This window comes from Mycobacterium sp. WMMD1722 (assembly GCF_049315205.1).
In the GTDB taxonomy this organism is placed as follows: domain Bacteria; phylum Actinomycetota; class Actinomycetes; order Mycobacteriales; family Mycobacteriaceae; genus Mycobacterium.
This window is the reverse complement of the sequence record NZ_CP186056.1, coordinates 3,753,869-3,773,683: the sequence shown is the minus strand read 5'-3', so window position 1 is coordinate 3,773,683 and position 19,815 is coordinate 3,753,869. Positions and strand designations below refer to the sequence as shown.

The window sequence follows — 19,815 nt, the reverse complement described above, 5'->3', positions numbered from 1 at the left end:
ATGCGCAGTGATTCTTAGAGCACCTGTGACAGGAAGCGTTGCAGCCGATCGGTCTGGGCGCCGTCGAAGATCTGCTGCGGCGGTCCGGCCTCCACCACCTGGCCGTGGTCCATGAACACCACGGTGTCGGCCGTGGAACGGGCGAAGCCCATCTCGTGGGTGACCACCACCATCGTCATCCCGTCGGCGGCCAGGTCGGCCATCAACGCCAGGATGCCCTTGACCAGTTCGGGATCCAGCGCCGATGTCGCCTCGTCGAAGAACATCACCTGTGGGGCCATCGCCAAGGCCCGTGCGATCGCGACCCGCTGCTGCTGGCCGCCCGACAGCGTGCCCGGCCGTACGTCGGCCTTCTGCCGCAGGCCGACCCGGTCGAGTTGCGCCAGGCCCAGTTCCCGTGCGGCGTCCGCGTCCAGCTTCTTGAGCTTGCGTGGGCCCAGCGTCACGTTGTCGAGCACGCTGCGATGCGGGAACAGATTGAACTGCTGGAAGACCATGCCGATCCGCTGGCGCAGCTGATCGGGGTTGTCCCGTAGCACCGATCGTCCGTCGAGCAGGATGTCGCCGCGGTCGGGTTCGTAGAGTCGGTTCAGGGTCCGCAGCAGCGTCGACTTACCGGATCCGGAGGGGCCGATGACGGCCGCCGTGCTGCCCGCCGCGACGTCCAGGTCGATACCCGCAAGCACCTTGTTGGGGCCGAATGCCAGGTGGATATCACTGGCGCGCAACGACACCGACTCGACATCCGGCATCAGATCATCTCCTGGGTGGTGGCCGGGTTCGGTGTCTCCTCGGTGGGTCGCCGCCCGCGTCGCAAGCGGGCGTCGACGAAATTCACCAGATGGGTCAGCGGGATGGTCAGCATGAGGTAGAAGAGCCCGGCGGCCACCAGCGGGGACAGATTGCCGGTCTGCGCGTTGAGATCTCGGCCGACCTGGAACAGCTCACGCTGATCGGCGATCAACCCGAGGAAGTAGACCAGCGATGACGCTTTGAGCAGCGAGATGAACTGGTTCATCAGCGCGGGCAGCACCCGCCGCACCCCCTGCGGGATGACGATCAGCCGCATCGACGACGAATAGCTGAACCCCAGCGCGCGGGAGGCCTCCAGCTGACCGGCCTCCACGCTCTGGATGCCGGAACGGAAGATCTCGCCGATGTAGGCGGCGGCCATGAGACCGAGCGCGGCGATGCCCAGCGGGAACGGGTTGTTCCCGGTCAGCCCACCGACGACCGGCCCGACTCCGAGACCGATCAGCAGGATGATCACCACCTCGGGCAGACCGCGGAAGATGTCGGTGTACACGCGGGCCGGCCAGCGCAGCAGCCGGGAGCCGGAGATGCCGGCGACGGCCAGCGCCATCCCGAGCACGAGCCCGATGACGCTCGCGCTGATCGTCAGGATCAGGGTGTTGGGCAGCCCGGTCTTGAGCAGGTCGGGGATGGCCTGTTTGTACAGGTTCCAGTCGAGGAACGAGTCCTTCAACTGCGCCAGAGTCGATTTCGGCCCGGTCGAGGTGACGGGCTGGTCCTGGCGTTCGGCGGCGATCGCGGCGAAGTCGGGCAGTTGCGGTTCCGGCGCGGCCTTCGACCCGGGTTTCCATCCCGGTGGGATCACGCGGGGCACCCAGTCGGTGTACAGCTCCGCCCAGGTGCCGTCGGCGATGACGGCGTCCAGGCCGGAGTTCAGCGCGTCGATCAGCGGCTGGTTGTCCTTGGCGACGGCGTAGGCGATGAAGTTGTCGAGGCTGAACGTGTTCTCGACGATCTGGGCAGGGTCGCCCGGCTGAACGGTTCCCTGCGCCTGCTGTGACGGCGCCACCCACGCGTCGATCTGCCGGGTCTTGAGGCTGGCGTAGACGGTGTTGTAGTCGGGGTACTTCACCGGTTCCAGGCCCAGGGTGTTGACGACGTACTCCTCCTGCACGGTGCCCTGGACCACACCGATCCGGTCGCCGGCCTTGAGTTGACCGAATCCGGTGATCGACGAGCCGCTGGGGACGACGAGGGAGAAGTAACCGAAGTCGTAGCCGTTGGTGAACCCGACGGTCTGCCGGCGCGCGTCGGTGGTGGTGATCGAGGAGGAGGCGACGTCGAAACGCCGGGCCGCGGTCTGGGCGAGCAGACCGGAGAATTCGGTTCCCACGAAGTTGACCCGCACACCGAGCTTTTCGGCGATCGCCCGCAGCAGCTCGTTGTCGAATCCGGTGAACTGGCCGGTCGAGTCGATGCAGATACTCGGGGGCGCGTCGGACAGTGTGCCGACGGTGATGGTGCCCGGCTGGGCGAGGCCGAGTGCGTTCACGTCGATGCTGTCCAGCGGACGGACGTCAGGGGTGGTGTACCGGTCGGCGTCCGGGCCCTGCGCCGCCGCGGCGAGATTGGCGGGCAGGGCGCTGGCGCTCTGGGGGCCGGGCGGCGCGCACTGGTCGACTTGGGCGCCGACCGGCGCGGCGCTGCCGAGGGCCAGCACCATCAGGAGCGTCGCGAGTAACGCCGCGAGCCGTCCGAATTTCATGCGAGCAACCTAGCGGTCGCGCCTGCGCGGACCAACGGTTCGGCTCACCCCGATGGCCGTCAGCCTGTGCGGCCGTCGCGCCACCGGCACAGCGCCTCGGCGCGCGTGAGGTCGTAATCGGGTCCGTTGACCCCGATGGTGAGCAGGGTGACGCCGAGATCCACCAGCGCGTCCGCCTCGGCGAGCATCTTCTCCTCGGTGTCCTCCGGCACGCCCGAGGACCGTTCGACGGCGCCGGGATCCCGCCCGACGTCCGCGCAGTGCCGGTCGAGCACTTCGGCCTTGCCGGGGTAGGTGCTTCGATCGGTGAAGCCGTGCCAGATGTCGGCGTGTTCGGCGACCAGCCGCAGCGTCTTCTTCTCGCCCTGCCCGCCGATCAGGATGGGGATCTTGCGGGTCGGCGCCGGATTGAGTTTGGCCAGCCGGGATTCGATCCGTGGTAGTGCCTGGGCCAGATCGTCGAGGCGGCTGCCCGCGGTGCCGAATTCGTAGCCGTATTCGTCGTAGTCCTTCTGCTTCCAGCCCGAGCCGATGCCCAGGATCAGCCGGCCGTCGCTGATGTGGTCGACGGTGCGGGCCATGTCGGCGAGCAGTTCGGGGTTGCGATAGCTGTTGCAGGTGACCAGCGCGCCGAACTCGATGCGCGAGGTCTGCTCGGCCCACGCCGCCAGCATGGTCCAGCATTCGTAGTGGGCGCCGTCCGGATCGCCGTACAGCGGAAAGAAGTGGTCCCAGTTGAAGGCGACGTCGACGCCGATGTCTTCACAGCGGCGGACGGCGTCACGGATGTGGCGGTATTCGGGAGAGTGCTGCGGCTGGAGCTGCACGCCGATGCGAACGGGATTGGTCCCTGAGGTCATGGGTGCGTTTATCCACTCGCGGCGAGGATTACACCCCGATCTGCCCGTCGGTCTTCCACACCGCCACCACCGACGGCCGCGCGGTGCCGTTCCCGCCCTCCGGCCAGCGTGACTGCGGGTCGTCGATGCTGTTCTCGTCGTTCTCGCCGGGATGCTGGACGCAGACGGTGACGAGGTCGTCGGTGACGACCGGTCCGCAGGTCTCCGCGCCGAGCGGCACGGTGAGGAACTGTTTGGTCTCGCCACGGTTGGGGCCGTCGAGCGCGACGGCGAACAGACCGTCGTTGGAGTCCAGCGCGTTGCCGTCGGTGGAGATCCACAGATTCCCGTGGCTGTCGAACGCCAGATTGTCCGGGCAGGAGATCGGACTGACCTTCGCCTTGTCGAAGCCCGCGTAATAGGTGTCGGCCGCCGCCGGGTCACCGCAGACCAGCAGCAGATCCCAGGTGAAATCGGTGCCGGTGTGGTTGTCGGTGATCTCGAGGATCTGCCCGCTCTTGTTGTCGTTGCGGGGGTTGGCCGCATCGGCGGGCGCCTCACCGGCCGCTCCGCGTTCGTCGTTGTTGGTCAGCGCGACGTAGAGCTTGCCGGACTTGGGGTTGGCCTCGAAGTCCTCGGGCCGGTCCATCTTGGTGGCGCCGGCCTTGTCGGCGGCCATCCGGGTGAAGACCGCGACCTCTTGCGGCGAGATACCCGGCACCAGGGATTCAGCCTGCCCGTCGGGTCCGGAGCGCAGCAGCGGCAGCCACGTCCCGGTGCCGCTGAAGGAGCCTTTGGCCGGCAGGGTGCCCGAGCCGTCGATCTCACTGGGCGGGATGTCGCTGGAGAGCTTGGCGACATAGAGGGTGCCCTCGTCGAGGATCGCCATGTTGTTCGCCATGGCGGCCGGGTCGGAACCGTTCGGGCTGCCGGGCGCCATCTTGCGGCTGGACACGAACTTGTACATGTAGTCGAAACGTTCGTCGTCGCCGCTGTAGGCCACCACGGTGCCGTCGTCGGCGACGTGGATGTTGGCGGCCTCGTGTTTGAAGCGACCCAGTGCACTGTGCTTGACCGGTGTCGAGTTGGGGTCCCACGGGTTGAGTTCGACGACGTAGCCGAACCGGTTCACCTCGTTCGGCGTCTTGGCGAGGTCCCAGCGCGGATCGAACGTCTCCCACAGCAGTTCGGACGGTTCTAGTTTGACGCCGTAGCGATCCAGCCGATCGGCGTCGACCGGGTTCGGGCCGGGGGTCCCGTCGGGCGCTCCGAAGTAGGTGTGGAAGTTCTCTTCGCCGGAAAGCACTGTGCCCCATGGCGTGACGCCACCGGAACAGTTGGCGATGGTGCCCAGCACGGTACGTCCGTCGGGGTCGGCAGCGGTTTTGACGAAGTCGGTGCCCGCACCCGGTCCGGTCAGTGCGAACGGGGTGTCGGCCGTGATTCGCCGGTTGAAGCGCCCCATCACCGGGCGCAGACCGCCCTCGGGTGTGCGTTCCACCTCGACCACACCCATGCCCATCGACGCGATCTCGACGTCGAACTGTTCACGCGTCGGGGCCTTGGGGTCGAACCCGGGGAACATGAATTGCGGGGTGGCGTATTCGAAGTTCGTGACGAGCAGGAAGTGGCCGGGCTGGTCCGGGATGGGCAGCAGACCGGCGAAGTCGTTGTTGAAGCCGAACTGGCCGCGCTGCGCGGCCCCGGTCTGGTTGGTGACGTCGAACGCGGGCGCGCCCGGCAGCACCGGGTCCCCCCAGCTGATCACCACGGACTGCTGATAGCCCTGCGGAACCACCACGGCGTCGTCGCTGTTGGGGGCGACGGCGTCGAATCGCATGCCGGGCAGCGGCTCCGGGGCGGCTGCGGTGGAACTGCTCGACGCCGGGGCCGCGGAGTCCTTCCCGCCGCACGCCGCCAGGACCGAACCGGCGCCGACGGCCAGCACCGTGACGCCGGTCGCCTGCAGGACCGAGCGGCGCGACACGGTCTTGACGATGTCGCCGAAGTACTCGTTGTCGCTGCGGTTGGGCACCGGCTTGGAGCATGCGTCGCCGCATTTGTAGCGGCAGGTGATGTGTTGACGCTTCGATCGGCCGTCGTGAGAGACAAGAAGATTCAGGGGTACCAGCGTCATGGCGCGGAAATTACGGTAGGGAGACGAGCGGCCGGCAAGCACCAGGTGAACAGCCGGTGACGGGGCGGTCGACCTCCTATCGATCCAACACCGCACGCAGGATGTCGACCAGCGCCTGGGGTTGATCGCCCTGCACCGAATGTCCGGCGTCCGGCACCACCACCGTCTCGCGGAACCCCGGTGCGCCGTCGGCGAAGGCCTGCGCGTCCTCGTCGTTGACGAAGAACGATTTGGCGCCGCGCACCAACGTCGTCGGCATCGTGATCGTCGGGACGTCGTCCCACAGACCCTCGAACCCGTCGCCCTTGCGGAACGAGTCGTAGCGCCACGTCCACGTCCCGTCGTCGAGACGCTTGGAATTGTGGAACACCCCGCGCCGCAGCGAGTTGCGGTCGCGGTGCGGGGAGGCGGCGACGGTCTTGTCGAGCATCGCCTCGAAGGACGGGAACTCCCGGTCGCCGCGTACCAGCGCGACCGCGCCGAGTTGGGCCTGCGTCATCTGCTCGTGCCGCTCGGGTGCCGACGGCGTCACGTCGACGAGCACCAGTTCCGGCACCAGCGCAGGGTCGGTGGCGGCGATGCGCAGCGCGGTCAGCCCGCCGAGCGACATCCCCACCATCAACCGCGGCTGCGGGGCCCATTCCCGCAGCACCGGGCGCAGCGTTTCGGCGTTGAGCTTCGGTCCATAGTCGCCGTCCTCGCGCCAGGCGGACCGCCCGTGGCCGGGCAGGTCGATCGCCAACGCCGGCAGACCCAGGCCGAGGATGACGGTGTCCCAGGTGTGCGCGTTCTGGCCGCCGCCGTGCAGGAACACCAGCTGCGGGGGTTGCGATCCCCACCGCAGTGCGCTGACCGGCCCGCTGTCGATCCGCTCGACCGGCGGCAGCGCGCCGGTCGCTCCGATCTGCGCGGCGTTCTCCTCGAGCAGCGCGAACTCGTCGAGGCCGGTCAACTCGTCGTCGGAGATCATCGGTCCATCTAATCGCGTCGCCGGGATCGACGACATGGTGGCCCGCACTCGCAAAAGCCCGCCCAAACGTTCGTCTGGGCGGGCTTCCGGCGACAGGTTGGGGGTCAGCCCTCGATGAAGGTCTCCAGCTGCGCGCGGGCGACGTCGTCGGCCAGCTGCTTGGGTGGGCTCTTCATGAGGTAGGCCGAGGCCGCCTCGACGGGGCCGCCGATACCGCGGTCCTTGGCGATCTTGGCCGCACGCACGGCGTCGATGATGACGCCGGCCGAGTTCGGCGAGTCCCACACCTCGAGCTTGTACTCGAGATTCAGCGGCACGTCGCCGAACGCCCGGCCTTCGAGCCGCACGTAGGCCCACTTGCGGTCGTCGAGCCAGCCGACGTGATCCGACGGGCCGATGTGCACGTCCTTGGTGTTGAACTCGCGCTGCAGGTTGCTGGTGACGGCCTGGGTCTTGGAGATCTTTTTCGACTCCAGCCGCGAGCGCTCGAGCATGTTGAGGAAGTCCATGTTGCCGCCCACGTTGAGCTGCATGGTGCGGTCGAGCTGAACGCCGCGGTCCTCGAAGAGTTTGGCCATCACGCGGTGGGTGATGGTCGCGCCGACCTGGCTCTTGATGTCGTCGCCGACGATCGGCACACCGGCGTCGGCGAACTTCTTCGCCCACACCGGATCGGAGGCGATGAAGACGGGCAGGGCGTTGACGAAGGCGACACCCGCGTCGATGGCGCACTGGGCGTAGAACTTGTCGGCTTCTTCCGAGCCGACGGGCAGGTAGGACACCAGGACGTCGACCTCGGCGTCCTTGAGCGCCTTGACCACGTCGACGGCCTCGACGTCGGACACCTCGATGGTGTCGGCGTAGTACTTGCCGATGCCGTCGAGCGTCGGGCCGCGCTGGACGATGACGTCGCTGGGCGGCACGTCGGCGATCTTGATGGTGTTGTTCTCCGATGCGAAGATCGCCTCGGACAGGTCGAAGCCGACCTTTTTGGCGTCGACGTCGAACGCGGCGACGAACTTGACGTCGCGCACGTGGTACTGGCCGAACTTCACGTGCATCAGACCGGGCACGGTCGCGTTCTCGTCCGCGTCCTTGTAGTACTGCACGCCCTGTACCAGCGAGGACGCGCAGTTGCCGACGCCGACAATCGCGACCCGGATGTCTCCGTGCTCAGTCATTGGAAGATCTCCCTCTCCTACTGTCATTCAGTCGTTCTCGGCCTTGATCGCTATCGCAAGGCTGATCTCACGCATTCTCTGAGCGCCCCTGGCTCAGACGTTCCGCCGCAATCAACTCGTTGAGCCACTTCACTTCGCGCTCGCTCGACTCCAGACCCAGCTGATGCAGCTGCCGGGTGTAGCGGTCGAGTGAGGTGCTGGCCCGCGCCACTGCTTCGCGCAGACCTTCACGACGTTCCTCCACCTGTCGACGACGGCCTTCGAGGATGCGCATCCTGGCCTCGGCCGGGGTGCGGTTGAAGAAGGCCAGGTGCACACCGAACCCGTCGTCGGAGTAGTTCTGTGGCCCGGTGTCGGCCACGAGTTCGGTGAAGCGCTGTTTCCCGGCGTCGGTCAGCCGGTAGACCCGGCGGGCGCGGCGCATCTTGGGAACGCCGTCCGGGGCGGCGTCCTCGGCGATCAACCCGTCGGTCTGCATGCGACGCAGTGCCGGGTAGAGCGAACCGTAGGAGAAAGCGCGAAAGGCCCCGAGTAATCCGGTCAGGCGTTTGCGCAGCTCGTAGCCGTGCATCGGGGATTCGAGCAGCAGGCCGAGTACGGCGAGTTCCAGCACCGGGCCACCTCCTCGAATCGACGTGTTTGCCGCTACGACGCTGCGACACCTCGGCTCACTGTATCGAACCGATATATACGGCGCTACTTCTGTTCACCCCTCGTTTCCGCGAGCGTGCGCGTCTGTACGCCGACACGCCGCAATCGGTGGGCATCGCGCGCACGCTCGCGCCCGCCGAGAGTGACCGAACGGTCAGCTGGGGTAGTTGATGCGCTTGACGGCGCCGTCGGGCGCCAGGTCGATGTAGCCGCTGCCGAAATCGCTGGTGACGTAGATCATGATGTTGACCGCGTCGGGGGTGAGCGGATCTTTCGACGGGCTGATGTCGACCCAGGTGTCGTCGACGTCGGCCCGCTGCATGTTGAGCGTCTCCGGGGCGCCGCGCAGCACGCCGAGGATCGCTTCGAAGTCGAACTTGGCCAGGTCGACGACGCGATCGTCAGCGCCGACCGTGCTCTGACTGTTCGGGTCGCCCCAGCCGCCGCGGTAGTCGTACATGACCTTGCGCCGCGCGTCCTGCGGGTCGGGGCGGTACAGCGTGGCGTAGTCCGGCCGGATATTCATCTCGTAACCGGTGGTGTCGCCGAACTTCTTGCGCATCTGCTCGAACAGCCCGTTGAATCCGCCGAGCGACTGCAGCTGCCGCGGCGGGGTCAGCACCCGGGCGGGAATGCCGTCGGATTTGGCGCCCGGGTCGGTCTCGAAACTCAGCGGTGAACTGGTGTTGCCGTACAGCCCCCAGCCGATCGCGATTCCCAGCAGGACCAGGACGCCGGCAACGGCGAGCCGCAGCCCGAGGCCACGCCGGGCCACCGAGCGTGCCGATTTGGGCTTGCTCAGGTCGGGCAGTTCGACGGGGGCGTTGCCGGTCTGCAGATCGGAGATCAGCGCCTGCAACTCGCCGAGCGTCGCAGCGCTGGTCGCGGCCTTGACGCGTTCGCCGTGTTCGGCCATCGACAGCTGACCCTCGCCGAGCGCGGTGTCGAGCACCTTGCAGATGTCGTTGCGGTCGCTGTCCTTCGCGCGCGTCCCGGTTGTCCGTCGCGCGGAGTTGCTCACTGCCACGACCGTGATCGTAGGAGTTCTGCGCACCCCCGGGCGACGGTATGTCGCAGGCCACACGCGGAATCCGGAGGTCGCGATGGGGCGTCTGACAGCCGGCCGTCGGCACGCCGACGTACTCTGGTCCCCGTGCGATTGCAGAGACAGGTGGTGGACTACGCGCTGCGGCGGCGGTCCCTGCTGGCCGAGGTCTATTCGGGGCGCACCGGCGTCTCGGAGGTCTGCGACGCCAATCCCTACCTGTTACGGGCGGCCAAATTCCACGGCAAACAGAGTTCGGTGATGTGCCCGATCTGCCGCAAGGAACAGCTCACGCTGGTGTCGTGGGTGTTCGGGGACCATCTCGGGCCGGTATCGGGTTCGGCCCGCACGGCTGAGGAGCTGGTCCTGCTCGCCACCAAGTTCGATGAGTTCTCCGTCCACGTGGTGGAGGTATGCCGGACCTGCGAATGGAATCACCTGGTGAAGTCATATGTGCTCGGCGCGGTGCGGCCCCCCAGGGACAAGGGGGCCCCGCGCAGCACCCGGACGGCGCGCAAGAACGCGCGCACGGCCAGTGAATAGCGACGGGCGCCACGACCGGTCAGCCAGCGATGCCCGCAGCGGGCGGGCGGCTGACGGTGCGCCACCCCCACCAACGACCGGCGGCCACCGCGGGCGCCACGCAGAACCGCGGCACGCCGATCGCGGCCGTTCGCCGCGTGCGGAGTCCGGGCCGGGAAACCGGCCCCCGGCCCCGCCGCCGGACCGGCGCACCGCCGTGCTGCCGGCGGTGCCCGTCGAGCGACCGGCGCACCTGCGTGATCCCATCGACGTCGTCAAAGCTGCGCTCGACGGCACCCCGCCGCAGAAACCGCCGCCACCCGGCCGAGGTGGCGGAGGCGGCGGTGACGGCCGCGGTGACGGCGGGGGCGTGCCGCCCGGGCGACGTCCGCACTGGCGCGAACAGATCAACTGGAAGTGGGTCCGGCGCGGGCTGATCGCGGCGGCGGCCGTCCTCATCGTGCTGCCGCTGGTCACCTTTGGGATGGCCTACATGATCGTGGACGTGCCCAAGCCGGGCGACATCCGGACCAATCAGGTGTCGACGATCCTGGCCAGCGACGGCAGTGAGATCGCCAAGATCGTCCCGCCGGAAGGCAACCGGGTCGACGTCAAGATCGACCAGATCCCGGTGCATGTGCGCGACGCGGTGATGGCCGCCGAGGACCGGGACTTCTACTCGAACCCCGGATTCTCCTTCACCGGCTTCGCCCGCGCCTTCAAGAACAACATCTTCGGCGGTGACCTGCAGGGCGGGTCGACGATCACGCAGCAGTACGTCAAGAACGCACTGGTCGGCTCCGAACGCGGCGGCCTCGGCGGCATCACCCGTAAAGCCAAGGAACTGGTCATCTCGACGAAGATGTCCAGCGAGTGGTCCAAGGACCAGGTGCTGGAGTCCTACCTCAACATCATCTATTTCGGTCGCGGCGCCTACGGGGTGGCCGCGGCGGCGAAGGCGTACTTCAACAAACCGGTCGAACAGCTCAACGTCGCCGAGGGTGCGCTGCTGGCCGCCCTGATCCAGCGGCCCTCACAGCTCGATCCGGCGGTCGATCCGCAGGAGTCCGCCGAGCGATGGAACTGGGTGCTCGACGGCATGGTCGACATCGGTGCGCTGTCGGAGGCCGATCGCGCCGCGCAGGTGTTCCCCCCGACCGTGCCGCCGGATGCCGCGCAGAGCCAGAACCAGACCACCGGGCCCGACGGACTCATCGAACGTCAGGTGCAGAAGGAGCTGCTGGAGCTGTTCAACATCAGCGAACAGCAGCTCAACACCGAGGGTCTGCAGATCACCACCACGATCGATCCGAAGGCTCAGCAGGCGGCCGAGGACGCGGTCGCCGAGTACATGGACGGCCAGGAGCCGGACATGCGCACGGCGGTCGTGTCGATCGATCCGAAGACGGGCGGCGTCGAGGCCTACTACGGCGGTTCGGACGCCAACGGCTTCGACTTCGCGCAGGCCGGTCTGCCCACCGGATCGTCGTTCAAGGTGTTCGCCCTGGTGGCCGCGCTGCAGCAGGGTATGGGCCTGGGCTATCAGGTCGACAGCTCGCCGCTGACCGTCGACGGCATCCAGATCAGCAATGTCGAAGGTGCCGGCTGCGGCACCTGCAACATCGCCGAAGCCCTCAAGCGGTCTCTCAACACGAGCTACTACCGCCTCATGCTGGAGCTCAAGAACGGCCCGCAGGACGTGGCCGACGCCGCGCATCAGGCGGGTATCGCCGAAAGTTTCCCCGGCGTGGATCACACGCTTTCCGAGGACGGTAAGGGCGGTCCCCCGAACAACGGTGTCGTGTTGGGCCAGTACCAGTCGCGGGTGATCGACATGGCGTCGGCATACGCGACGCTGGCCGCGTCCGGCGTCTACCACAAACCGCACTTCGTCCAGAAGGTCGTGAACTCCGAAGGCCAGGTGCTCTTCGATGCGAGCCAGGAGGACAACAGCGGCGAACAGCGCATCGACAAGGCCGTGGCCGACAACGTGCTGGCCGCGATGCAGCCGATCGCGGCCTACTCCAACGGTCACGCACTGGCCGGCGGGCGGCCGTCGGCGGCCAAGACCGGCACCAATCAGCTCGGCGACACCGGAGCCAACCGGGACGCCTGGATGGTCGGGGTGACGCCGTCGCTGTCGACCGCGGTGTGGGTCGGCACCACGGACGGCACCCAACCCTTGGTGAACCAGTGGGGCTCGCCGGTGTACGGGTCGGGTCTGCCGTCGGACATCTGGAAGGCCACCATGGATGGGGCCCTCGAGGACACCGACAACGAATCGTTCCCCAAACCGGAGGAGATCGGCGGCTACGCCGGGGTGCCGCAGGCCCCGCCGCCGCCGTCGACGACAGCACCGCCCACCCCCTCGCAGACGGTGATCCAGCCCAGCCTCGAGGTGGCGCCCGGTATCACTATTCCGCTCGGTCCCCCCACGACGGTGCCGGTGGGCCCGGCGCCGCCGCCCGGCGCGCCGGTCCCTGCGCCCGGTGTGCCCGCGCCCGGGGTCCCCGCGCCGGGGGCGCCCGGCGTGCCCCCACCGCCCGGCGCGCCGGTCGTGCCGGGTCCGCCGCCTCCGTGACGGACGACTCCGGCCTGATCTCGCCGGACCCGCCGGCCGCCGATCGGCGCAGTGCGGACGGGCGCGATCTGCCCAGCCGCAACGATCCGATCGGCGCGGCGCTGTCAGAGGTGGTCGGCGGGCCGGTCGGGCGGCACGCCCTGATCGGCAGGCAGCGGTTCATGACGCCGTTGCGGGTCATGTTCCTGATCGCCGTGGTGGTGCTGGCGCTGGGCTATTCGACCAAGGCGGCGTGCCTGCAGACCGTCGGCACCGGTTCGGCCGACCAGCGGGTCGCCAACTGGGAGAACAACCGCGCATATTACGAGCTCTGTTATTCCGACACCGTCCCGCTCTACACCGCCGAGCTGCTCAACCAGGGCAAGTTCCCGTACAAGTCCAGCTGGATCGAGACCGACAGCAGCGGTGAACCGCGGATGCAGTACGACGGGACCGTCGCCGTGCGGTACATGGAGTATCCGGTGCTCACCGGGCTCTATCAGTACGTGTCGATGGCGTTGGCCAAGACGTATTCGGCGGTGACCCGCGCCGTGTCGATCCCCGTCATCGCCGAGGTGGTGATGTTCTTCAACATCGCCGCGTTCGGGCTGGCGCTGGCGTGGCTGGCGACGGTGTGGGCCACCGCGATGCTGGCCGGGCGCCGGATCTGGGATGCCGCGCTGGTCGCCGCGTCGCCGCTGGTGGTCTTCCAGATCTTCACCAATTTCGACGCGCTGGCAACGGCTTTCGCGGTCGGTGGGATGCTGGCGTGGGCTCGGCGAAAACCGGTGCTGGCCGGTGTGCTGGTCGGGCTCGGGGTGGCGGCGAAACTGTTCCCGGTGCTGCTGCTGTTCCCCCTGGTCCTGCTCGGAGTGCGGACGGGACGCCTGCGGGAAGTGGCCACCACGGTGGCGAGCGCCGGCGCGGCGTGGCTGGTGGTCAATCTGCCGATCATGGTGTTGTTCCCCCGCGGGTGGTCGGAGTTCTTCCGGCTCAACGCCCGTCGCGGTGACGACATGGATTCGCTCTACAACGTGATGAAGTCGTTCACCGGGTGGCGCGGCTTCGACGCTGATCTCGGGTTCTGGCAGCCCCCGACGCTGCTCAACGCGGTGACCGCCATGCTGTTCGCCGCATGCTGCATCGCGATCGGATACATCGCGCTGACCGCCAAGCAGCGCCCGCGCGTGGCGCAGTTGGCGTTCCTCGTGGTGGCGGCGTTCCTGCTGACCAATAAGGTCTGGAGTCCCCAGTTCTCACTGTGGCTGGTGCCGCTGGCGGTGCTGGCACTGCCGCATCGGCGGATTCTGCTGGCGTGGATGGCCATCGACGCACTGGTGTGGGTGCCACGGATGCTCTATCTCTACGGTGAATCCAACGGCGGACTCCCCTTGCAGGCGTTCACCACCACGGTGCTGTTGCGCGATATCGCCGTGGCGGCGTTGTGTGCCTTGGTGATCCGTCAGATCTATCGGCCCGAACTGGACCTCGTGCGGGCGGGTGGCCGGATCGACGATCCTGCGGGCGGGGGGTTCGACCGCGCACCCGACGATCCGCCACGCCAGTTGCCCGACTGGTTGCGTCCCACCGCCGACCGCGTGAAGATCGATCCCGCCGAGGACCGAGAACCCGCCCGATTGGTGCACTGACATGCAGATCGCGATCCCCCTGTTTCCCCGCTTCACCGCTCTGGACGCGATTGGTCCCTACGAGGTGCTGCAACGCATTCCGACCCTCGACGTGGTGTTCGTGGGGCACCGGCGAGGCGAATTGCGCAGCGACAACGGCATGCTCGGGGTGACCGTCGACCGCACCTTCGCAGAGGTGCCGCGCCCGGAGGTGCTGGTCGTGCCCGGTGGCATCGGCACGCGGTCGTTGCTGGAGGACGAGGAGATCGTCGGCTGGATCCGCGATGCCCACCCGCACAGCAGGTTCACCACATCGGTGTGCACGGGTGCCCTGCTGCTCGCCGCGGCGGGTCTGCTGTCCGGGCTGACCGCCACCACCCATTGGCGTGCGGTCGAGGTGCTCGAATCCCTCGGCGCCGGCTATGTGGCCGAGCGGGTGGTCGAGCACCTGCCCGAACGGGTGATCACCGCGGCCGGCGTGTCCAGCGGCATCGACATGGCGTTACGACTGGTCGAACTGCTCGTGGGGCGCGACGCGGCACAGGCCAGTCAGCTGATGATCGAATACGACCCGCACCCACCGTTCGATTCCGGTGCGGTGGCCACCGCCTCACCGGCGGTGCGGGCGCTGGCCGAGGAGTACTTCCGGCACCGGGCCTGAGCGAGAAGGCGGCGGTGCGGCTGTCGCCGAGTGTGCGCTCCGGGCCCCGGGTGTGCACCAGCGGCGGGATTCGCACCGATGCGCCGCCCTGATTGCACACCGAGCGCCCTCAGCGCACAGTCGCCGGGCCTGAGCGATTTCGCAGCTCAGCCCCTCGACATGTAGCCTGGGCAGGTTGCCGACGCAGGCGACCCTCCTGCCACGGATCGACCGTGGCCGACACGACCATAGGAGGTGATGGGTTCCTCATGCGTCCATACGAAATCATGGTCATCCTCGACCCCACCCTTGACGAGCGCACTGTTTCGCCGTCGCTGGAGACGTTCCTCAACGTCATCCGCAAGGACGGTGGCACCGTCGACAAGGTCGACATCTGGGGCCGCCGGCGCCTGGCGTACGAGATCGCCAAGCACGCCGAGGGCATCTACGCCGTCATCGACGTCAAGGCCGCTCCTGCCACGGTGTCCGAGCTCGACCGTCAGCTCAGCCTGAACGAGTCCGTGCTGCGCACCAAGGTCATGCGGACCGACAAGCACTAGCCGGAACGGACGTCGCGCGTCAGAGCAGTTCCGTAGGCTCACCTGCGACTCGTGCTCGCACACCGCCCCATCCCAGGAGGACATCGTGGCTGGTGACACCACCATCACCGTCGTCGGAAACCTGACCGCCGACCCCGAACTGCGTTTCACCCCGTCCGGGGCCGCCGTCGCGAACTTCACCGTCGCGTCGACGCCGCGGATCTTCGACCGCCAGAGCTCGGAGTGGAAGGACGGCGAAGCGCTGTTCCTGCGCTGCAACATCTGGCGTGAGGCTGCCGAGAACGTGGCCGAGAGCCTGACCCGCGGATCACGGGTGATCGTGACCGGGCGGCTCAAGCAGCGCTCGTTCGAAACCCGTGAGGGCGAGAAGCGCACGGTGTTCGAGGTCGAGGTCGACGAGATCGGCCCGTCGCTGCGTTATGCCACCGCCAAGGTCAACAAGGCCAGCCGCAGCGGCGGTGGCGGCGGAGGCTTCGGCGGCGGCGGCGGTGGCGGTTCCCGCAGCGGTGGCGGCGGTGGCGGCCAGTCGGCTCCGGCGGAAGACCCGTGGGGCAGCGCCCCGGCATCGGGTTCGTTCAGCGGCGCCGACGACGAACCGCCCTTCTGACCAAACTTCAGCATCACCTGAGAAAGAGATTCGAAAGACATGGCCAAGACCAACAAGCGCAGGCCGGCGCCCGAGAAGCCGGTCAAGACCCGCAAGTGTGTGTTCTGCTCCAAGAAGGGCAAGGGGCAGAACATCGATTACAAGGACACCGCGCTGCTGCGGACCTACATCAGCGAGCGCGGCAAGATCCGCGCCCGCCGCGTGACCGGCAACTGCGTGCAGCATCAGCGCGACGTCGCCATCGCGGTGAAGAACTCCCGCGAGGTGGCTCTGCTGCCGTTCAGCTCGTCGACGCGGTAAGGGAGGTTGGAGACATGAAGCTGATCCTGACCGCTGAGGTGGATCATCTCGGTGTCGCTGGTGACACCGTGGAAGTCAAGGACGGATACGGCCGCAACTTCCTGCTGCCTCGTGGACTGGCCATCGCTGCCAGCCGAGGTGCGCAGCGTCAGGCCGACGACATCCGTCGGGCGCGCGAGACCAAGACCGTCCGCGGCTTGGAGCACGCCAACGAACTCAAGACCGCGCTGCAGGGTCTGGAGTCGGTGGAGGTCCCGGTCAACGCTTCGGCGGAGACGGGCAAGCTCTTCGGTTCGGTGACGGCCGCTGACGTCGTCGCCGCGATCAAGAAGGCCGGTGGTCCCAACCTCGACAAGCGGACCGTGCACCTGCCCAAAGCGCACATCAAGTCCCTCGGGGCACATTCGGTGTCGGTGCGGCTGCACCCGAGCGTGGAAGCCACGGTCTCGGTGAACGTCGTCGCCGAGAAATAACACATACGACGAACGCCCGGGTCGGAATCTGCGGATTCGACCCGGGCGTTGTCGTGCGCGCTGGCGAACTCGCCGGCGCCGTCGACCGCCTAGCGAAGCTAACCTGCTGTTAACCCAGGTGGCGCCCGGTCGATACACAACACGCCCGAGAGCGCAACCATCGGCGACACGCCGACGATTTTCCATCCCCAGTCCCACACCGCCTCCGGACTGCGCTTATCAGCGCGAATAGCCGAGAAGCGAACGTTCATCCACAGGTTGTCCCCAACAAGTCAACATGGTCGTCCAGCACTATCCACACTCCGTCCACAGCTTGATCAACAGGGGGTCGTGGACACCCCGCCAGCAACGCCATAGCGTGACCGGTCGCGGGACTTGTCGGGGGTCTGTCCTACCCTCGCTCTGACCGTGTTCCGAACTGACGTTCGAGCTTGAGGGGGCCCCGTGGCGGTTGTGGACGACCTTGGCCATTCCGACATGGACGCTCCTCCGCCCAGCGAGGAGTTCGGTCGCCAACCCCCGCACGACGCGGCCGCGGAGCAGGCTGTCCTCGGCGGCATGCTGCTCAGCAAGGACGCCATCGCCGACGTCCTGGAACGGCTCCGCCCAGGCGACTTCTACCGGCCCGCGCATCAGAACGTGTACGACGCGATCCTGGATCTGTACGGCCGCGGCGAACCGGCCGACGCGGTGACCGTGGCCGCGGAACTCGACCGGCGCGGATTGCTGCGGCGCATCGGCGGTGCCCCGTATCTGCACACCTTGATCTCGACCGTGCCGACGGCCGCCAACGCCGGCTTCTACGCCGGCATCGTGGCCGAGAAGGCCTTGCTGCGCCGGCTGGTGGAGGCCGGCACCCGGGTGGTGCAGTACGGCTACGCGGGCGCTGAGGGCGCCGAGGTGGCCGAGGTGGTTGACCGTGCGCAGGCCGAGATCTACGACGTCGTCGATCGCCGGTCGACCGAGGATTTCGTGGTGCTGGAGAACCTCCTGCAGCCCACCATGGACGAGATCGACGCCATCGCCTCCCAGGGCGGCATCGCCCGCGGCGTGCCGACGGGATTCACCGAACTCGACGAGCTGACCAACGGCCTGCACGCCGGTCAGATGGTCGTGATCGCGGCCCGGCCGGGTATGGGGAAGGCACTGAAGACCGACACCTTGCTGCCGACGCCCGACGGTTGGACCACGATGGGCGAGGTCGCCGTGGGGGATTGGCTGATCGGCGATGACGGATTGCCGACACGCGTCGTCGCGGCGACCGACGTGATGGTGGGCCGGCCCTGCTACGAGGTCGAGTTCTCCGACGGCACGGTCCTGGTCGCCGACGCGGAGCATCAGTGGCTGACCGACACGCGGGCCTCACGACGGTCCGCGCGGGTGCCCGCAGCGATCCGGACCACCGAACAGATCGCGGCGACGTTGCGCTGTCCTACGGCCGACCGAAGACTCAATCACAGCGTGGTCAACGCCGCGCCACTGCAGGCACCTGACCGCGAGCTGTTGGTTCCGCCGTACACGCTGGGGGCTTGGCTGGGAGACGGCACGACCGCGTCAGCACAGCTCACGTGCGCCGACCCCGAGATCGTGATGCGCATCGAGGCCGAAGGAGTTGCGGCGCACCCGTCGTCCAGCGCTCCCTACCGGTACCAGCTGCGACTGCCGCAGGCCGAAACCACTGCACCGCGGGCGTGCCGGGTCTGCGGAGCAGAGTTCGTCCCCGCGACGAGTCAGGTCCGCACCTGTGGTCGTTCGTGCGGGGGACGGGCGCGGTTCCTGTCTGCACCGGTGCCCGCACCTACATGCACGAGGTGTGGAGGGAAGTCCTGCGGGCTGCGGCTGTGCCAGAGCTGCCGCAATGAGGTGGGGACACTGCAGGGTCGACTCCGCACGATCGGTGTGCTCGGCGACAAGCACATCCCTATGAACTACCTGCGCGCATCGGAGTCACAGCGGCGGGCGTTGTTGGCCGGGCTGCTCGACACCGACGGCACCGTCGCCGCCGGCGGAGGTGTCCAATTCAGCGTGACCAGCAAGCGTTTGGCGGACGACGTCGCCGAACTCGTGGTGAGTCTGGGGTACCGCTGCCAGACAGCCAGGAAGGCTGTCCGGGGACGCCAGGCCAACTCGTCCGTCGCCTATACCCTCAACTTCTCGACCGATGACGATGTCTTCGGGTTGAGCCGCAAGGCCATCCTGCACAAGGAGCGTCGCGGTGAGGTGAACACCGTGCGGTCGGGGTCGCGGTTCATCGTCGATGTCCGTCGAGTGGCGAGCGTGCCGGTGCGATGCGTCGAGGTGGACAACGCGAGCCACATGTACCTGGCGGGGCGGTCGATGGTGCCGACGCACAACTCGACGCTCGGGCTCGATTTCATGCGCTCGTGCTCGATCAAGAACCAGCTGCCGAGCGTGTTCTTCTCGCTGGAGATGAGCAAGTCCGAGATCGTGATGCGTCTGCTGTCGGCGGAGGCGAAGATCAAGTTGGCCGATATGCGGTCGGGCCGGATGAGCGATGACGACTGGACGCGGCTGGCCCGTCGGATGAGTGAGATCAGCGAGGCGCCGCTCTACATCGACGACTCACCGAACCTGACGATGATGGAGATCCGCGCGAAAGCCCGCCGGCTGCACCAGAAAGCGGGTCTGCGGCTCATCGTCATCGACTACCTGCAGCTGATGACGTCGGGCAAGAAGGTCGAGTCGCGGCAGCAGGAGGTGTCGGAGTTCTCGCGGAACATGAAGCTGCTCGCGAAGGAACTCGAGGTCCCCGTGATCGCGATGAGCCAGCTCAACCGTGGACCCGAGCAGCGCACCGACAAGAAGCCGATGCTGTCGGATCTTCGCGAGTCCGGCGCCATCGAGCAGGACGCCGACATGGTGATCCTGTTGCACCGTCCCGATGCCTTCGAACGCGACGACCCGCGCGGCGGCGAAGCCGATCTCATTGTGGCCAAACACCGTAACGGCCCGACCAAGACCATCACCGTCGCGCATCAGCTGCATCTGTCGCGCTTTGCGAACATGGCCCACTGATCGACAGCGGCTGTGACTTTTCATACTTCATGACCAAATCCCATCTGAAATGACCACCGAATGACCAATTGGTCACGAAGCGTGAGACAGACTCGTTACGGGCGCGTTTAGCAGAGAGCGCCGCGAGAGAGGTACCACCGCCGATGGG

17 protein-coding genes are annotated in these 19,815 nt (G+C 67.4%); 9 read left to right on the top strand and 8 right to left on the bottom strand.

The genetic code is table 11. From position 1 onward, the window contains the following. Positions 1-14 precede the first annotated feature (14 nt). From ACN27E_RS18005 to ACN27E_RS17970, 8 genes are all read right to left on the bottom strand, one after another. On the bottom strand, positions 15-752 hold the full coding sequence (locus ACN27E_RS18005) for an amino acid ABC transporter ATP-binding protein (protein ID WP_422743500.1): 738 nt from the start codon (positions 750-752) through the stop codon (positions 15-17). Further along, positions 752-2,518, bottom strand: a complete 1,767-nt coding sequence (locus tag ACN27E_RS18000) for an ABC transporter substrate-binding protein/permease (RefSeq protein ID WP_422743498.1) — start codon at positions 2,516-2,518, stop codon at positions 752-754. The genes ACN27E_RS18005 and ACN27E_RS18000 overlap by 1 nt, the downstream gene beginning before the upstream one ends. Positions 2,519-2,577: 59 nt before the next feature. Then, a complete protein-coding gene (locus tag ACN27E_RS17995; protein WP_422743496.1) occupies positions 2,578-3,378 on the bottom strand; it encodes an LLM class F420-dependent oxidoreductase in 801 nt (266 codons plus the stop codon). A 28-nt stretch (positions 3,379-3,406) separates the two neighbouring features. Then, positions 3,407-5,494, bottom strand: coding sequence for a PhoX family protein (locus ACN27E_RS17990; RefSeq protein WP_422743494.1), 2,088 nt, complete (start codon positions 5,492-5,494; stop codon positions 3,407-3,409). Positions 5,495-5,570: 76 nt separating this feature from the next. Beyond that, on the bottom strand, positions 5,571-6,464 hold the full coding sequence (locus ACN27E_RS17985; RefSeq protein ID WP_422743493.1) for an alpha/beta fold hydrolase: 894 nt from the start codon (positions 6,462-6,464) through the stop codon (positions 5,571-5,573). A gap of 104 nt (positions 6,465-6,568) precedes the next feature. Next, the gene (locus ACN27E_RS17980) at positions 6,569-7,672 is read right to left on the bottom strand and encodes an inositol-3-phosphate synthase (protein ID WP_422743491.1); all 1,104 of its coding nucleotides are present in this window, start codon (positions 7,670-7,672) and stop codon (positions 6,569-6,571) included. A 40-nt stretch (positions 7,673-7,712) separates the two neighbouring features. Beyond that, positions 7,713-8,258 (bottom strand): PadR family transcriptional regulator, encoded by a 546-nt coding sequence (locus tag ACN27E_RS17975; RefSeq protein ID WP_422743490.1) that lies wholly within the window; start codon positions 8,256-8,258, stop codon positions 7,713-7,715. A 192-nt stretch (positions 8,259-8,450) separates the two neighbouring features. Further along, complete coding sequence (locus tag ACN27E_RS17970) at positions 8,451-9,323, bottom strand: DUF1707 SHOCT-like domain-containing protein (RefSeq protein ID WP_422743489.1); 873 nt, start codon at positions 9,321-9,323, stop codon at positions 8,451-8,453. Between the two features lie 126 nt (positions 9,324-9,449). Between ACN27E_RS17970 and ACN27E_RS17965 the strand changes: the two genes are divergently transcribed. From ACN27E_RS17965 to dnaB, 9 genes are all read left to right on the top strand, one after another. Further along, complete coding sequence (locus tag ACN27E_RS17965) at positions 9,450-9,884, top strand: DUF5318 domain-containing protein (RefSeq protein ID WP_422743487.1); 435 nt, start codon at positions 9,450-9,452, stop codon at positions 9,882-9,884. Positions 9,885-10,083: 199 nt separating this feature from the next. After that, complete coding sequence (locus tag ACN27E_RS17960) at positions 10,084-12,444, top strand: transglycosylase domain-containing protein (RefSeq protein WP_422749963.1); 2,361 nt, start codon at positions 10,084-10,086, stop codon at positions 12,442-12,444. Continuing rightward, positions 12,441-14,072 carry a glycosyltransferase family 87 protein gene (locus ACN27E_RS17955; protein ID WP_422743485.1) on the top strand — a complete coding sequence of 544 codons (1,632 nt, stop codon included), beginning with the start codon at positions 12,441-12,443 and terminating at the stop codon, positions 14,070-14,072. Before ACN27E_RS17960 ends, ACN27E_RS17955 begins: the two co-directional genes overlap by 4 nt. Position 14,073: 1 nt before the next feature. Beyond that, positions 14,074-14,712 carry a DJ-1/PfpI family protein gene (locus tag ACN27E_RS17950; protein WP_422743484.1) on the top strand — a complete coding sequence of 213 codons (639 nt, stop codon included), beginning with the start codon at positions 14,074-14,076 and terminating at the stop codon, positions 14,710-14,712. Between the two features lie 248 nt (positions 14,713-14,960). Then, a complete protein-coding gene (gene rpsF / locus ACN27E_RS17945; protein WP_422743482.1) occupies positions 14,961-15,251 on the top strand; it encodes a 30S ribosomal protein S6 in 291 nt (96 codons plus the stop codon). 85 nt (positions 15,252-15,336) lie between these two features. Continuing rightward, a complete protein-coding gene (locus ACN27E_RS17940; protein WP_422743481.1) occupies positions 15,337-15,858 on the top strand; it encodes a single-stranded DNA-binding protein in 522 nt (173 codons plus the stop codon). A gap of 39 nt (positions 15,859-15,897) precedes the next feature. Further along, positions 15,898-16,158 carry a 30S ribosomal protein S18 gene (gene rpsR / locus ACN27E_RS17935; protein ID WP_422743480.1) on the top strand — a complete coding sequence of 87 codons (261 nt, stop codon included), beginning with the start codon at positions 15,898-15,900 and terminating at the stop codon, positions 16,156-16,158. 14 nt (positions 16,159-16,172) lie between these two features. Further along, the gene (gene rplI / locus ACN27E_RS17930) at positions 16,173-16,631 is read left to right on the top strand and encodes a 50S ribosomal protein L9 (RefSeq protein ID WP_422743478.1); all 459 of its coding nucleotides are present in this window, start codon (positions 16,173-16,175) and stop codon (positions 16,629-16,631) included. Positions 16,632-17,075: 444 nt separating this feature from the next. Beyond that, positions 17,076-19,667, top strand: coding sequence for a replicative DNA helicase (gene dnaB, locus ACN27E_RS17925; protein WP_422743477.1), 2,592 nt, complete (start codon positions 17,076-17,078; stop codon positions 19,665-19,667). The last annotated feature ends 148 nt before the right edge of the window (positions 19,668-19,815 follow it).

What these genes read in the sequence shown, in the direction of transcription:
- ACN27E_RS18005 (WP_422743500.1), bottom strand. Translation starts at nt 752, where the DNA reads ATGCCGGATGTCGAGTCGGTGTCGTTGCGCGCCAGTGATATCCACCTG.
- ACN27E_RS18000 (WP_422743498.1), bottom strand. Translation starts at nt 2,518, where the DNA reads ATGAAATTCGGACGGCTCGCGGCGTTACTCGCGACGCTCCTGATGGTG.
- ACN27E_RS17995 (WP_422743496.1), bottom strand. Translation starts at nt 3,378, where the DNA reads ATGACCTCAGGGACCAATCCCGTTCGCATCGGCGTGCAGCTCCAGCCG.
- ACN27E_RS17990 (WP_422743494.1), bottom strand. Translation starts at nt 5,494, where the DNA reads ATGACGCTGGTACCCCTGAATCTTCTTGTCTCTCACGACGGCCGATCG.
- ACN27E_RS17985 (WP_422743493.1), bottom strand. Translation starts at nt 6,464, where the DNA reads ATGATCTCCGACGACGAGTTGACCGGCCTCGACGAGTTCGCGCTGCTC.
- ACN27E_RS17980 (WP_422743491.1), bottom strand. Translation starts at nt 7,672, where the DNA reads ATGACAGTAGGAGAGGGAGATCTTCCAATGACTGAGCACGGAGACATC.
- ACN27E_RS17950 (WP_422743484.1), top strand. Translation starts at nt 14,074, where the DNA reads ATGCAGATCGCGATCCCCCTGTTTCCCCGCTTCACCGCTCTGGACGCG.
- rpsF (WP_422743482.1), top strand. Translation starts at nt 14,961, where the DNA reads ATGCGTCCATACGAAATCATGGTCATCCTCGACCCCACCCTTGACGAG.
- rpsR (WP_422743480.1), top strand. Translation starts at nt 15,898, where the DNA reads ATGGCCAAGACCAACAAGCGCAGGCCGGCGCCCGAGAAGCCGGTCAAG.
- rplI (WP_422743478.1), top strand. Translation starts at nt 16,173, where the DNA reads ATGAAGCTGATCCTGACCGCTGAGGTGGATCATCTCGGTGTCGCTGGT.